The organism is Rhizobium sp. 01T417 (assembly GCF_056398905.1).
In genome coordinates this window covers 17748-31579 of sequence record NZ_JBFTQH010000013.1, presented here as the reverse complement: position 1 = coordinate 31579, position 13832 = coordinate 17748, and the positions used below count along the sequence as shown (strand labels likewise).

General features: G+C 61.5%; 13 protein-coding genes. 10 read left to right on the top strand and 3 right to left on the bottom strand.

The features are described from left to right. Positions 1 to 26: 26 nt before the first annotated feature. The 9 genes from AC1DPR_RS14930 (at position 27) to AC1DPR_RS14890 (ending at position 9705) form a co-directional block, all read left to right on the top strand. Positions 27 to 797, top strand: a complete 771-nt coding sequence (locus tag AC1DPR_RS14930; RefSeq protein WP_018117156.1) for an SDR family NAD(P)-dependent oxidoreductase — start codon at positions 27 to 29, stop codon at positions 795 to 797. 359 nt (positions 798 to 1156) lie between these two features. Then, positions 1157 to 2491, top strand: coding sequence for a histidinol dehydrogenase (hisD, locus tag AC1DPR_RS14925; RefSeq protein WP_018857264.1), 1335 nt, complete (start codon positions 1157 to 1159; stop codon positions 2489 to 2491). A 68-nt stretch (positions 2492 to 2559) separates the two neighbouring features. Further along, the gene (locus tag AC1DPR_RS14920) at positions 2560 to 3576 is read left to right on the top strand and encodes an ABC transporter substrate-binding protein (RefSeq protein ID WP_112645586.1); all 1017 of its coding nucleotides are present in this window, start codon (positions 2560 to 2562) and stop codon (positions 3574 to 3576) included. 25 nt (positions 3577 to 3601) lie between these two features. After that, positions 3602 to 4462 carry an ABC transporter permease gene (locus AC1DPR_RS14915; RefSeq protein ID WP_477816598.1) on the top strand — a complete coding sequence of 287 codons (861 nt, stop codon included), beginning with the start codon at positions 3602 to 3604 and terminating at the stop codon, positions 4460 to 4462. A gap of 1 nt (position 4463) precedes the next feature. Next, positions 4464 to 5246: an ABC transporter ATP-binding protein gene (locus tag AC1DPR_RS14910; RefSeq protein WP_018857262.1), complete on the top strand. Its 783-nt coding sequence runs from the start codon at positions 4464 to 4466 to the stop codon at positions 5244 to 5246. A gap of 402 nt (positions 5247 to 5648) precedes the next feature. Continuing rightward, on the top strand, positions 5649 to 6995 hold the full coding sequence (locus AC1DPR_RS14905; RefSeq protein WP_018857261.1) for an LLM class flavin-dependent oxidoreductase: 1347 nt from the start codon (positions 5649 to 5651) through the stop codon (positions 6993 to 6995). A gap of 26 nt (positions 6996 to 7021) precedes the next feature. Then, positions 7022 to 7867 (top strand): ABC transporter permease, encoded by an 846-nt coding sequence (locus tag AC1DPR_RS14900; protein ID WP_018857260.1) that lies wholly within the window; start codon positions 7022 to 7024, stop codon positions 7865 to 7867. An 80-nt stretch (positions 7868 to 7947) separates the two neighbouring features. Then, positions 7948 to 8922 carry an ABC transporter substrate-binding protein gene (locus AC1DPR_RS14895; protein WP_409564071.1) on the top strand — a complete coding sequence of 325 codons (975 nt, stop codon included), beginning with the start codon at positions 7948 to 7950 and terminating at the stop codon, positions 8920 to 8922. Positions 8923 to 8934: 12 nt separating this feature from the next. Beyond that, the gene (locus AC1DPR_RS14890) at positions 8935 to 9705 is read left to right on the top strand and encodes an ABC transporter ATP-binding protein (protein ID WP_018857258.1); all 771 of its coding nucleotides are present in this window, start codon (positions 8935 to 8937) and stop codon (positions 9703 to 9705) included. Positions 9706 to 10072: 367 nt separating this feature from the next. Here the strand turns inward: AC1DPR_RS14890 and AC1DPR_RS14885 are convergent, their stop codons facing one another. Beyond that, entirely contained in the window at positions 10073 to 11389 is a 1317-nt protein-coding gene (locus AC1DPR_RS14885) for an epoxide hydrolase family protein (RefSeq protein ID WP_018857256.1), read from the bottom strand. Positions 11390 to 11413: 24 nt separating this feature from the next. Further along, positions 11414 to 11809, bottom strand: a complete 396-nt coding sequence (locus tag AC1DPR_RS14880) for a cupin domain-containing protein (protein ID WP_018857255.1) — start codon at positions 11807 to 11809, stop codon at positions 11414 to 11416. 392 nt (positions 11810 to 12201) lie between these two features. On the opposite strand from AC1DPR_RS14880, the gene AC1DPR_RS14875 reads away from it, so the two are divergent. Next, a complete protein-coding gene (locus AC1DPR_RS14875; RefSeq protein WP_018857254.1) occupies positions 12202 to 13143 on the top strand; it encodes an alpha/beta fold hydrolase in 942 nt (313 codons plus the stop codon). Positions 13144 to 13282: 139 nt separating this feature from the next. Here the strand turns inward: AC1DPR_RS14875 and AC1DPR_RS14870 are convergent, their stop codons facing one another. After that, a complete protein-coding gene (locus AC1DPR_RS14870; protein WP_245267952.1) occupies positions 13283 to 13741 on the bottom strand; it encodes a MarR family winged helix-turn-helix transcriptional regulator in 459 nt (152 codons plus the stop codon). Positions 13742 to 13832: the final 91 nt, after the last annotated feature.

The following is a 13832-nucleotide window of genomic DNA, read 5'->3' as shown; positions in this document are numbered from 1 at the left end:
GAGCGCCGTTTGCGAAGGGAGCAGCAATGTCCGTATCATCTTTCAGCCTTGAGGGCCGTATCGCCGTCGTGACCGGTGCCAGCCGTGGGCTCGGCCAGGCGATCGCGCTGGCGCTTTCCGATGCAGGCGCGGATCTGTGTGTGACGGCGCGCGAGGAAGCTGCACTTGCTGAGACCAGAGCGCGCATCGAGGCGCGCGGCAGGCGCTGTTATATTGCGGCCCAGGACGTGACCGACCTCGCGTCGATCGAAACGACCCTGTCAGCCTTTGAGGATTCGGCCGGCCATATCGACATTCTGGTCAACAACGCCGGCGTCGAGCAGGTGTCCCCGTCGCTGGATGTCCATGGCGAGCTCTGGGACCGGATCATCGACACCAACCTCAAGGGCTCCTTCTTCTGGGCACAAGCGACGGCCCGGCAGATGGCGCGGCAAGTCTCGGGCGGCAGCATCGTGAATCTCTGCTCACTAACTTCCTTCGTCGGCATTCCGACCGCGGTGCCCTACGGGGCATCGAAATCCGGACTGCTCGGGATGACGCGGGCGCTGGCCACGGAATGGGCGGGAATGAACATCCGCGTCAACGCGATCGCGCCCGGTTATTTCCGTACCGCGATGACGGAGGACTTCTATCGTGACGAGGCCTGGCAGGCGCGCATGCTGGATCGGATCCCGCAACGCCGCTTCGGCGAAGCCGCCGACATCGGCGGCGCCGTGATCTTCCTCGCCAGCGACGCGTCCGCCTACATCACCGGCCACTGCCTTCCAGTCGACGGCGGTTTCCTTGCGTCAATCTGAGAGATCTTCCGCAGAACTCAGCCCTACGGCCGATCCTATCTGAACCGGTACGCGGCTTGCTCGGCTAATGAGTAGCGGGCGCCGCCGCCCAAGATCGGACTACCTTCCTGGCAATGCCGGCAGCAGCCTTTTGCATAAGTGTTTTCGCATGTTAGTGCCGTGGAGACCAAACCGGTGCGAAGGGCAAGGCGGCTGCGGCGACGATCATGGAACACCTCGCAGCTGTGCGAAAAAGGCGTTGAAGGCGCCGATGGCGAGAGGTACGTACATAACGGCTACGGTGAAGCGCAGAGACCGCATGAGCGAAAACCGTGCGAGGACTATCCGCGCCGTTTCCGGCGCAAACGAGGGCACCTGCAATGAGCGACGTTTCCTTTTACGACTATGCCAAGCTGAGTGCGGAGGCGAAAGCCAATCTCCTGCGCCGATCTGAGACCGATATTTCTGGTTTCATCGAAAAGGTGCGGCCGATCCTTGAGGCGGTGCGCGCTGAAGGCGACCGCGCGGTGGCGCGCTTCGGGCGGGAGCTCGACAAGGCCGACATCTCCGAGGATCGCATCAAGGTCAGCGAAGCCGAGTTCGACGCCGCCTTCAAGCTCGTCGATGACGCTGTCATCGACTCTATCAAGTTCAGCATCCAGAACATCCGCTCCTTCCACGAGGAGCAGAAGCCGCCGGCCATGTCGCTGAAGGAAATCCGGAACGGGGCCTTTGCCGGTGACCGGTTTACGCCGATCCGGTCCGTGGCACTCTACGTGCCGCGCGGCAAGGGCTCGTTTCCGTCGGTGACGATGATGACTTCGGTGCCGGCCGTGGTCGCAGGTGTTCCCGAGCTTGCCATCGTCACGCCACCGGCACCTGATGGCACGGTGGACGCGGCAACGCTGGTGGCCGCCCGCCTTGCCGGCGTCGAAACGGTCTACAAGGTCGGCGGCGCACAGGCGGTTGCCGCCGTCGCTTACGGCACGGAGACGATCAAGCCGGCGCTCAAGATCGTCGGTCCCGGCAGCCCTTGGGTGGTCGCGGCCAAGCGCAGCCTTGCCGGCGTCATCGACACCGGCCTGCCCGCCGGCCCCTCGGAAGCCATGATCTTCGCCGACGATACCGTGCATGGCGGCCTTGCGGCACTCGATCTCTTGATCGAGGCCGAGCATGGGCCGGACTCCTCCGCCTATCTCGTCACCCACAGTCGCCGCGTCGCGGAAGAGGCGCTCGCGGCCCTGCCGCAGCATTGGGCGCGGATGACCGAACAGCGCGTCGCCTTTTCCCGGACGGTCCTCTCGGGCACCTGCGGCGGCATCGTGCTGACTTCGTCGCTCGAAGAGAGCTACGAAGTCGTGAACGCCTTCGCGCCCGAGCACCTGGAAATCCTGTCGCGCGACGCCTTCGCCCATCTCGGCCATATCACCGAGGCCGCCGAAATACTGCTCGGCCTCCACACGCCTGTCAGCATTGCCAACTTCTGCCTGGGGCCGAACGCCGTGTTGCCCACGAGCCGCTGGGCGCGCACCTTCGGGCCGCTCTCGGTCACCGATTTCGTCAAGCGCAGTTCGATCGGCTACGTCACGGCGCCGGCATATCCTGAGTTTGCCCAACATGCCCACCGGCTCGCCGTCTACGAGGGCTTCTCCTCGCATGCCCACGCGGTCTCGCCGGTCCGCGACGCCTATCTGCGAAGGGATGGCGAACGCTGAAGATAGATAGCAGTGGCGTTGCCGATTATGCCTAAATCAACAACTCAAAGGACAAAGAGAGGGTAACCATGACAGACCAATCCATCAGACACCAATTCTCTCGCCTCGCCTTCGCCGTCGGCCTCGTCGGGCTGCTGACGCAGGCGCTGCCTGCCGGTGCGGCCGACATTCCAGCCAAGCCGGAGGCGGGCAGCTTCAAGCTCGGCATCGAGCCCTGGCTCGGCTACGGCCAGTGGCACGTGGCAGCCGCCAAGGATCTCTTCAAGAAGCAGAACCTCGAAGACGTCCAGATCGTCAATTTCACCGAGGACAAGGACATCAACGCAGCGCTGGCGAGCGGCCAGCTTGATGCGGCCAACATCGCCACCCACACCGCCATGGCGATGGTTGCCGCAGGCCTGCCTGTCAAGATCGTCTCGCTCCTCGATTTCAGCCTCTCGGCCGACGCGATCCTCGCCGGCGGTGACATCAAGAGCGTGGAAGACCTGAAGGGCAAGAACATCGCCTTCGAAGAAGGAACGACGAGCGACATCCTCCTCAACTACGCGCTGGCCAGCCACGGCCTCACCATCGATGACATCACCCGCGTGCCGATGCCGGCCGCCGATGCGGGCTCGGCGCTGATTGCCGGCCGCGTCCCCGTTGCCGTCACCTACGAGCCCTATATCTCCGCCGCCCGCGCCCAGGACAAGAACATCAAGATGCTCTTCGAGGCCGGCAAGGATCCGGGCCTCGTCTCGGACGTCTTCGTGGTGCGCGAGGAAGTGCTGAAGTCGAAGCCCGGCCAAGTGCTGGCGATGCTGAAGGCCTGGGACGCCGCGCTCGCCGACTACAAGGCCAACACGGCGGAAGACCGGACGATCATCGCCAAGGCAGTCGGCGCCTCGCCGGAAGATCTCGCGACCGCCTTCGACGGCGTGCAGTATTACTCGACCGCTGAAGCAGCAAAGGCCTTTGCCGGCGACTTCACCAGCAGGACCTTCGGCGACGTGCTCAAGGCGGCCAAGCAGGCTGGCATTCTGACCGACGACGTATCGGCCGAGAAGATCATTGATCCCTCCTTCGTCGACGCTGCCAACAAGTAGCGGCGCTTCAAGAAACGGATAAGCCATGTCTGCTCCCGAAGCCTCCTCCACATCCAAGGGCGGCTCCCGAGCGCAACCGCGCGCGGGCGTCGGCCGACCGCCGAGCGCCTTCCGCATCGGCGATCCGCTCGGCGCGCACGCGTTCGTGGCGATTGCAGTCTGCGTCTTTGTGCTGCTCTTTGCGTTGTGGTGGGCGGCGACGGGGACGGGCTGGGTCAAGCCGATCTTCCTGCCGCACCCTGGCGCTGTTCTTTCCAAGATGGTGGAACTGGCGCTGGACGGTACGCTCTTAAGCGACGCCGGCGTCAGCCTTTACCGTATGGCGGTCGGCTTCGCGCTCGCCTCGGCGATGGCGATTCCGATCGGCATCATGATCGGCTGCTTCAAGACCTGGGAAGCGGCGATCGAACCCTTCGTCGATTTCGTGCGCTACATGCCGGTCGTAGCCTTCGTGCCGCTGACCATCCTGTGGGCCGGCACCGGCGATATCCAGAAATTCGTGATCATCTGGATCGGCACCTTCTTCCAGCAGGTGCTGATGGTGATGGACTGCGTCAAGCGCGTGCCGCCCGATTTCATCGGGCTCGGGCGCACGCTCGGCCTCTCGGAAACGCGCATTCTGACACGCATCGTGCTGCCCTCGTCGCTGCCCGGCATCTGGGATACGCTGCGCATCAGCCTCGGCTGGGCCTGGACCTGGCTGGTGCTCGCGGAACTGGTCGCCGCCACGTCGGGGCTGGGATACCGCATCGTCGTCTCGCAACGCTATTTCCAGACGCAGACGATCATCGGCTACATCCTTCTGCTTGGCGTGCTCGGCCTGATCACCGACCAGAGCATGAAGGCGCTGGAGCGCGTCCTCTTCCGTTATGCGTCGAGGCATTGAGATGAGCGAGCCGAAACTGAAGCTACAGTCCCTCAACAAGTGGTACGGTTCGAAGAAGAACCGCATGCACGCACTGAGCGACATCGACCTGGAACTGGCCGATAACGAATTCGTCTCACTGGTTGGCGCGTCCGGCTGCGGCAAGAGCACGCTCCTGTCGATCGTCGCGGGCCTGCAGGGCTTCGACGACGGCGTGCTCCTGACGGACGGGGTGCCGATCGTCGGACCGGGCCTCGACCGCGGGGTCGTCTTCCAATCCTATACGCTTCTGCCCTGGCTGACGGCGCAGCAGAACGTGGAATTCGCGCTGAGCGCCGCGGGGCTCACGGGTGCGGAGTGCCGCGACGTCGCGCGCCACCATATCGAGTTGGTGAAACTCGGTCGCTTCGCCGACAGCTTTCCCTCCGAACTCTCCGGCGGCATGAAGCAGCGCGTGGCGATCGCTAGGGCCTTGTCTTATCGGCCCAAGATGCTGCTGATGGACGAGCCGTTCGGCGCACTCGATGCCCTCACCCGCCACCAGATGCAGGAGCTTCTGACCCAGATCTGGGAAGAGCACCGCCTGACCGTGCTCTTCGTCACCCACGACGTCGAGGAGGCCGTCTACCTTTCGGACCGGATCGTCGCCATGAGCATCAATCCCGGCCGCATCAACGCGACCTTCCACGTCGGCCTCGCCCGGCCACGGCATCAGGACATGATCGCCACGCCGGACTTCATCGCCCTGCAGAAGGACGTGCTCGCCGCCATCCGCGCCGGATCACAACAGGACGACGGCCACTGATCTCGTTCGCGGTGCTTTGTCGAGCATCGGACGGGGGACGAACCAGCAGGGTCAGGGCCCGCCGTCCTTACCCGCGCGGCTCCAATCGCCGATGAACCCTCTTTGGCGCGGCGTATCGGTTCCAGACCTCTCGGCGTCTTCGCCTAATCGGCGACCGATCAATGTCGGCGACGTGTCAGCGCAATGCGAGACAACTGCCTCCTTCCAACTTCTCGTCTGACGGCAGGAGCGCGTGGTAGTGGAAAACCATTGCAGGGAGCCTTCCGAGGAAAAATCTTTCACCCTATGACCGCACACACGAAAAAATAAAATCTATGTAATCTATATACTATGTGCCAGTCTTTCCCGACTTGCCCGCCTGCCCGTCCGGCAGCAGCGTGAAGCAGAAACGGGAGATTGAAAATGACGCGACAGATCAAGCTTGGTGCATTCCTTCCCGGTGGCGGGCAGCACATTGCGTCCTGGCGTCATCCGGATCAGCCGCTCGACGGGGCGACGAGCCTGAAGTTTCACATCGAGCTTGCGCAGGCGGCCGAACGTGGTCTTTTCGATGCCTATTTCCTGGCGGACGGGCTGGCGGTGGCTTTCGGCGGCGGCATCGAAGGCGGCAATGCAAAGGTAGCCGGGTTCGAGCCCGTCACGCTGTTTTCAGCCCTGGCGCCCTTCACCGAAAATCTCGGTTTCATAGCGACGGCGTCAACCACTTACGAGGAACCCTATTCGGTCGCCCGCAAATTCGCTTCGCTCGACCTGATCTCCGGCGGGCGCGCCGGATGGAACGTGGTGACCACCGCAACCGAAGCCGCGGCACGGAATTTCAACCTCGACAAGCAAATCCCTCATGCCGCACGCTACCGCCGGGCCGAAGAGCATCTCGCGGTGGTGAAGAAGCTTTGGGAAAGTTTCGAGGATGACGCCTTTATCCGCGACCGCGAAAGCGGTGTCTATTTCGATGTTGACAAGGTGCATCGCACCAATCATCGCGGCGAGCACTTTTCCGTCGAGGGGCCGCTCAATGTTCCGCGTTCGCAACAGGGACATCCGGTGATCGTGCAGGCCGGACAATCCGATGACGGGCGCGGACTTGCGGCGGCGACCGCCGAAGTCATCTTCACGGCACATCAGAAGCTCGAAAGCGCGCGGGAATTCTACCGGGATGTCAAGAACCGTGCCCGCGCCTTCGGCCGCGATCCGTCCCATGTCCTGATCATGCCTGGTGTCTCGCCTTTCGTCGGCCGGACAGAGGCCGAGGCGCGTGAAAAATACGAGCGACTGACGAGCCTGATTGTGGAGGAGGACGGACTGGCGCTGATCAACGCGCTGACCGGTGGCGAACTCGACCTTGCCGGCTGCGATCTCGATGGTCCGCTGCCGCTGGCGCCGCCGACAGAGGGGATGAAGAGCCGGCAGGAGCTGATCCGCCGCATCGCGGACGACAACGATTTTTCTATTCGCCAGCTCTATCAATGGATCGCGTCCGCGCGCGGCCATTTCACGATCGTCGGCTCGGCCGAACAAGTCGCCGATACGCTGCAGGAATGGTTCGAGAACGAGGCTGCGGACGGCTTCAATATCCTGCCGCCCTGGCTGCCTACCGGCCTCAACGATTTCGTGGATCTCGTCATTCCCGAACTGCAGCGCCGCGGCCTGTTCCGGACTGCTTATGAAGGCAAGACGCTGCGCGAAAATCTCGGGCTGCCATTTCCCCACACGAGGTGGAGTGCCGCCTACACCGAAGCCGCCGAATAAGCGAAACCGCAAAAGGAGCACTGGCCATGGCCCTGGATACGGAACAGCAGATCGCCCTGCAGAGCTATAACATCACCTCTTTCTGGCGGCAGAAGCCGGTGCGGGAGGCCCTGGCATTCTTGCGCAATTTCCTGTCGCGCTATGGTCTGCTGATTGTCTTTGCGCTCTTTTGGGAGATCGCACCGTCGCTCGGCTGGACCAATCCGGCTGTGTTGCCGCCGCTGGGCGCGATTTTGCGGGCCCTCTGGAACGGCGTTACCGTCGGCACCTTCTCCGGCGACATTCTCATCAGCCTGCAGCGCGCGGGCACAGCCTTTGGCGCGGCAGTCGGCGTCGGCATTCCGCTCGGCCTGTTCATGGGGCATATCCGGATCATCGAGCGCAGCCTCGATCCCATCCTGCAACTGTTCCGCCAGACCTCGGCGCTCGCGCTTTATCCGGTCTTCATCCTGCTGCTCGGTCTCGGCGAAACCTCGAAGATCTTCGTGATCTTCTGGGCGACGCTCTTCCCGATCCTGCTCGCCACCATCGGCGGCGTGAAGCAGGTGGATCCGAAGTTGATCGAGATGGCACGCGTCTATGGCACCAAGCCGCTCACCGTCTTCCGCCGTGTGGTTTTGCCGGCGGCCCTGCCGCAAATCTTCGTGGGCCTTCGACTCAGCGCCACGACCGCACTTCTGCTGCTCATCGCCGCCGAAATGATCGGCGCCAATTCCGGCATCGGCTTTCAGGTGATGAACGCCCAATACAACTTCCAGATTCCATTGATGTTCGCCGCCATCCTTTTGCTCGCCCTCCTCGGTCTGTCGGCGAATTTCATTCTGGAGACCCTGCAGGCCCGGCTCTGCCGCTGGTCCAAGGTCAAGAACTGATCATCCGCATATCTCAGCCCTTCCACTCCAAACTTTCCACGGAGACTAACATGCAGATTTCCCGTCGCTCCTTCGGCCGCATGGCCGCCGCCGCTAGCCTTCTCCTCGCGGGCACGGCTGGCACCGTCTTCGCAGCCGAGCCCGAGCAGGTCACCATTCGCTATCTCGCAAGCCAAGGCGGCCTTTCCGGTCACGAGCTTGCCGAAGCACTCGGCTATTTCAAGGATACGGGCATCACCTTCAAGAATGTCGGCTATGCCCAGGGCGGGCCTGCCTCGCTCTTCGCGCTGGCTTCCGGCGACGTCGAACTCGGCAGCGCGGCGACGGCCGCCGTCCTGAACTCGATTGCTGGCGGCAATGATTTCGTCGCCGCCTATGCGTCGAACGGCATCAACAAGACCACCGAGAGCATTTTCTACACGCTTGAAGGCAACCCGATCAAATCCATCAAGGATCTCGCCGGCAAGACGATCGCTGTCAACACGCTTGGCGCCCACCTCGACTATACCGTACGCGAGGCGCTCCACTCCGTCGGCCTGCCGGAAAACGCCGCCAAGCTCGTGGTCGTGCCCGGCCCGCAGCTGGAACAGGTCCTGCGCTCAAAGCAGGTCGACATTTCGGCTTTCGGCTATTGGCAGAAGACTTTTGAAGGCGCCGCCCTGAAGAACGGCCCCCTTCAGAAGGTTTTCGGTGACACGGATGTTCTCGGCGAAATCGCCGGCGGCTTTGTCGTGCTGCGCCGCGACTGGATCAAGCAGCATCCGGCCGCCGCCAAGACCTTCGTCGAGAAGTCGCAGGCCGCGCTCGAATATGCCCGCCTCCATCCCGAGGAAACGAAAGCTGTCATCGCCAAGGTTCTTGCCTCGCGCAACGAGAACCCTGATATCGCGCAGTATTTCACCGGTTACGGCGTGCGCGAGGGCGGCAAGGCCGTTCCACGCGACTTGCAATTCTGGATCGACATCCTCGCCCGCGGCGGCGTCCTGCAGCCGGGACAGCTGAAGGCCGAGGATATTCTTTACGATCCGGCGAACTTCGCCGTCGCCGCGAATTGAGGAAGCAGACAGATGGCACTCGCTGAACTTGCCACGCGTGGAGAGGTGACGATCCGGAACCTTTCCAAATCCTTCTCGATCAACGGGCGCCATCTCAATGTGCTCCAAGCGGTCAATAACCAGATTCGCGCCGGTGAGAGTCTGGCTATTGTCGGAGCCTCTGGCTCCGGCAAGACGACCCTGCTCAGGGTTCTCGCCGGCCTCGAAGAGGCCGACCGAGGCGAGGTATTGATCGACGGTCAGCCGGTCCATGGTGTGGGCACCGATCGTGCCGTGATCTTTCAGGAGCCACGGCTTCTCCCTTGGCTGAGCGTGCTCGACAACGTCGCCTTTCCGCTGGAAAACCGCGGATTGCGAAAAGCAGAGGCTCGGGATCGCGCCCGACACTACGTGGAACTCGTCGGTCTCGGCGATTTCACCGAGGCGCTGCCGGCCCAGCTCTCGGGAGGCATGGCGCAGCGTGTCGGCATCGCAAGGGCGCTAGCGGTGAAACCGGAAATTCTGCTTCTCGACGAGCCCTTCGGCGCGCTTGATGCCATGACCAAGATCACGATGCAGGAAGAGCTGGCGCGCATCTGGCGGGAGGAAAAGGTCACCATGATCCTGGTAACCCACGATCTCGAGGAGGCCGTCTACCTTGCCGACCGGGTCCTCATTCTCGCCAAGGAGAAAGGCGGCCGCACACGCGAGATCGACATCGACCTGCCACGCCCACGTAACCGGAGCGAGGCGCGTTTCGTCAAGTTCCGCGAGCAACTCTTGAACGAGTTCGGGCTGCACTGACCGCGGGCCTGGAACACAAACAGAAGAACGTTATCCAGCAGATCAGCGACCGTGCGGCGAACGCCGTCCGCCCACGATCGAGGCCGAGGGTCGGGAGGCTGTTCGCGAGATCGTTGCGGCCGGCGGCTGTGTTGGTTTGTTTCCCGGGCCGAGTTTGGACGGGGCCGATGCTTTGTTCCTTTGGAAATCGTGGGGGCCGACGACATGCTTATGGACGAGGCCCTGTCTGTCTCAAGGAGCGAACCGGAGCCAAGCCAGTCAACGCCTTCTTCAAGATCGCGCGGTCGGAGGACCTCGTCAAACATTGATGAAGGCGGGTGCCGGCCGTTCTATTCCGCGACGGCGTCCCTCAACGATCGACAACACCTTATCGCAAACTCCGAAATGCCGCCCTGATCTCTTCGCTGAACAGTTTCGGTTCCTCCCAGGCGGCGAAGTGGCCTCCCTTCGAGGCGCGGTTATAGTAGACCAGCTTGGGATAGGCGCGGGAGAGCCATTCCTTCGGGGGCTTGTAGACCTCGCCGGGGAAAACAGTCACGCCGACGGGCACCTGAATCGCCGTAAGCTTCGCGCCTGAGACCGTGTTCTCCCAGTAGATGCGTCCGCTCGAAGGCCCGGTGTTCGTCAGCCAGTAGAGGGTGATGTTGTCGAGGATCATGTCCTTTGTCAGAGCCTTTTCAGGTTCACCGCGCGTGAAGACCCAGTCTGCGATCTTGTCATAGAGCCAGGCAGCTAGGCCGACTGGAGAGTCCGCAATACCGTAACCGACAGTTTCCGGACGCGTATTCATGATGGCGGCGTACCCGAAGCCATTATTCAGAAAATCCCTGGCATCGTCGAAGATCTTCTTCTCGTCGGGAGAAAGAGTCGCGGGGGCCGGGGCGCCGTTCTTGAGCGCCTGGGCAGCGTCCGGCGGAAAGGTGGTGCCCCGCTCGATCCGGTTGACGTGAATGCCGAGTAGGCCTTCCGGTGCCCGCCGGCCAAGGGCATCGGAAATGATCGCGCCCCAGTCACCGCCTTGGGAGACGTAGCTTTTGTAACCTAGACGCTTCATGAGCACGTCCCAAGCGCTCGCGATGCGCTGGGGGTTCCATCCGGTCGTGTTCGGCTTCTCCGAAAAACCGAAGCCCGGGATGGACGGCAGCACGAGGTGGAAGGCGTCTTCGGCCTTGCCTCCGTGCGTCGTTGGATCGGTTAGCGGGCCAATCACATTGAGGAGTTCGAACACTGAGCCCGGCCAACCATGCGTCATGATCAACGGCAGCGCGTTCTCGTGCGGGGAACGCACGTGAATGAAATGAATATCAAGCCCGTCGATGTTCGTCAGGAACTGCGGAAAGGCATTCAGCCTCCTCTCGGCGTTGCGCCAGTCGTAGCCGGTCTGCCAGTATTCGACGAGACCGCGCAGCTTTTCCGGCTGGACGCCTTGGGATCGATCTGTGACGGTCTCACCGTCAGGCCAGCGCGTGGCGGCGAGCCGCCGCCGCAGGTCAATCAATTCCGCTTCAGGAACCTCGGCCTTGAAAGGGCGAATTTCGCCGTTCCAGCCCGGTTTCGCCATTCTGGTTTCTGCCGCTTTCGCAAGCGACGGCAACACCGCGGTCGACAGGGCGATAGCCGTTCCCCCGAACAACAGCGTCCGACGAGAAAGGTCGATGGCTTCTACCTTGGCACTTGCTGTCATGACGTATCCTCCTCCTTTGTCGGACTATTTCACGGTCTCAAGGAGCTTCGCATTCTTGGTGACGATGTATGTCGCCAATTCCGAAGCCTTGCCTTCGCCGACGTTGCGCGCGGAATGGACAACGCCATCGGGGATGAACAGGGTCTCGCCAGCTTTGAGCGTCAGGGCTTCCCTGCCCTCTAGCTTGTATTCGAGTGTCCCTTCGAGAACGTAGGCAACTTCCTCGCCAGGATGTCTATGATTCACTGCGAAAGCGCCGGGATTGAAGTCGACGCGCACCTGGACGACTTCCTTGCCGGCGACGCTGATGTCCTCCTTCACCAGATCGGTCCGCTGAATTTCGGGCTGCTGGGCCTGCGCGGGCTGGTAGATGACGGCGGCAGCGACAAGAGCCGCGGAGACGATAAACCGTGCGTTCATGGATTGCTCCTTCGTTGGCACTAGCAGGCGCAACCAATGCCCCATGCTTCCGAGCCAAAATCGGACCGTTCGGTATCCCGGATATTTCTGATGCCGGTCGCAAATGTATCGGAACCAAGCCAACCGAGGGTCTGGATACAATGCAATACAAAATCGTCCGCCGCAGATTCTGCGTGGCTTGACGATATGTTGCATATGCATCATTATGCCTTACAGGGAATGAGCCCAACGGTCTCTCCTGTACAATATCATCATTCTAGAACAAACATTCTGTTGCGTACGCAACATACAGGCAAATTGGTACGGAACTGGTTGGCGACGGTCTCGCCAAGCTTCCGCAATCACTATCGTCGCCTCCAGAGGCGAGCAACAACACACGAAGGAGCCTTGAAATGTTGAAACACTCGATACCCCTCCTTTCCTCGCTCATGCTGAGCGCGGCATCGGCTGGTTCAGCCGGCGCTTCTCCCAGCAGCATCCATGCCGAGATCGGATACATAGAGGTAGCCCCCGACATCACGCTTCGACGCATGGTCGCCCACAGCGCCGCGCCTAAGGGGACTGTTCTCTTCCTCCACGGATTTCCGGAGACGCTACTCGTCTGGAAGGATATCGCGAACGCACTTGCGCGGGACTACGAAGTCCATGCTATCGATTGGCCAGGCTACGGAATGTCATCGCGACCCGCAGTCGCGACGTTCTCGTATTCGCCACGAGACTATGCCGACATTCTGAGAGCCTACATCAAGTCTGCGCATGTCGATCGCTCAAGGCTGACAATTTACGCGACCGATATCGGATCGCTTCCCGCATTGCTGGCAGCGATTGAGGAACCTGATATCGCCAAGAACATCGTCGTCGGAGACTTCGCTCCGTTCAACAGGCCCGAATACATGTACAAGAGCCTCCAGAACCTCAAGAGCGAGCCGGCGGCATCCAAAACCCGTATCCACATGAACGGGACGAGCGCGGAAATCCTCGCAAACGCCTATCGCCGCGGCCTGCCACCCGAGGAACAGTTCGACCTTCCGGCCGAGGTGCTGAAGGACATGACGGAGGGATGGGGGCACGGCGACATCACGTCCGCTGACGCGTTCTACCAATACTACTCGCACTTCACGCGCGACCAGGACTATCTCGAAGAGCACCTCGGTGAACTCAAGACTCCCGTCAAACTCGTCTGGGGCGAAAAGGACCTCTACATCAAGAAAGAGATGGGAGAGGAATTTGCGCGGCGAACCGGTGCGCCCATGACTGTTTTGCCGGGTATCGGCCACTACCCGCACCTCCAGAAACCTCAGAATACTGTCGCTGAAATACGGGCGGCGAAGTAGCGCCGACGAAGCGTGGTCTGTAAGACAACGGCCCTGCCCGATGAGCGCAAAGGCTATCGTGCAGGACTGGGATCAACGGCGTCGCCGAGGCTTTGCTTCACGTTGAGAAAGTTAAGGAACCGAGGCGCCGAGATCGTCTTCACTTCTGCTCGTCTACTCTCGGAAGACTCTCGGCAACGCCAATGATGGCTTTTGCACCAACATCGCCAACGAGCTGGCTGGCTTTCCGCTGCGCCTCGCGCCAGGCAGGCGCGGCGTCATTGAGGAGCTTTTTTCCAGAATCCGAAATGACGACCGGTCTACTGCGGCCGCCATCCGTCGGAAGCTCTTCGATCCAACCTTCTGCAAGAAGCGGTGCAAGACTGCGGGTCAAGGTCGTCCGATCCTGAAAGTTTGCGCGGCCGATCTCGGCGCGGCTAGCACCACCCAGTTTTGCAATCATGATCAACATCGAGAACTGCGATGCATTGAGGCCGTAGTCACGCAATTCCTGATCATAGATGTTTGTAATCACCCGGGAGATGCGCCTGCTCCTCGTCATCAAGCACCCGGATACGACCTCGCTGACGATATCAGAGTTGGAATCACGTCGATCCATGGCCATCTCGCCCCAGCATTCAATCGGATCTCGTTTTGTAGTGCATATGCAACATTTCGTCAATTGAACTGCTTTGTCGACATGTCCATTA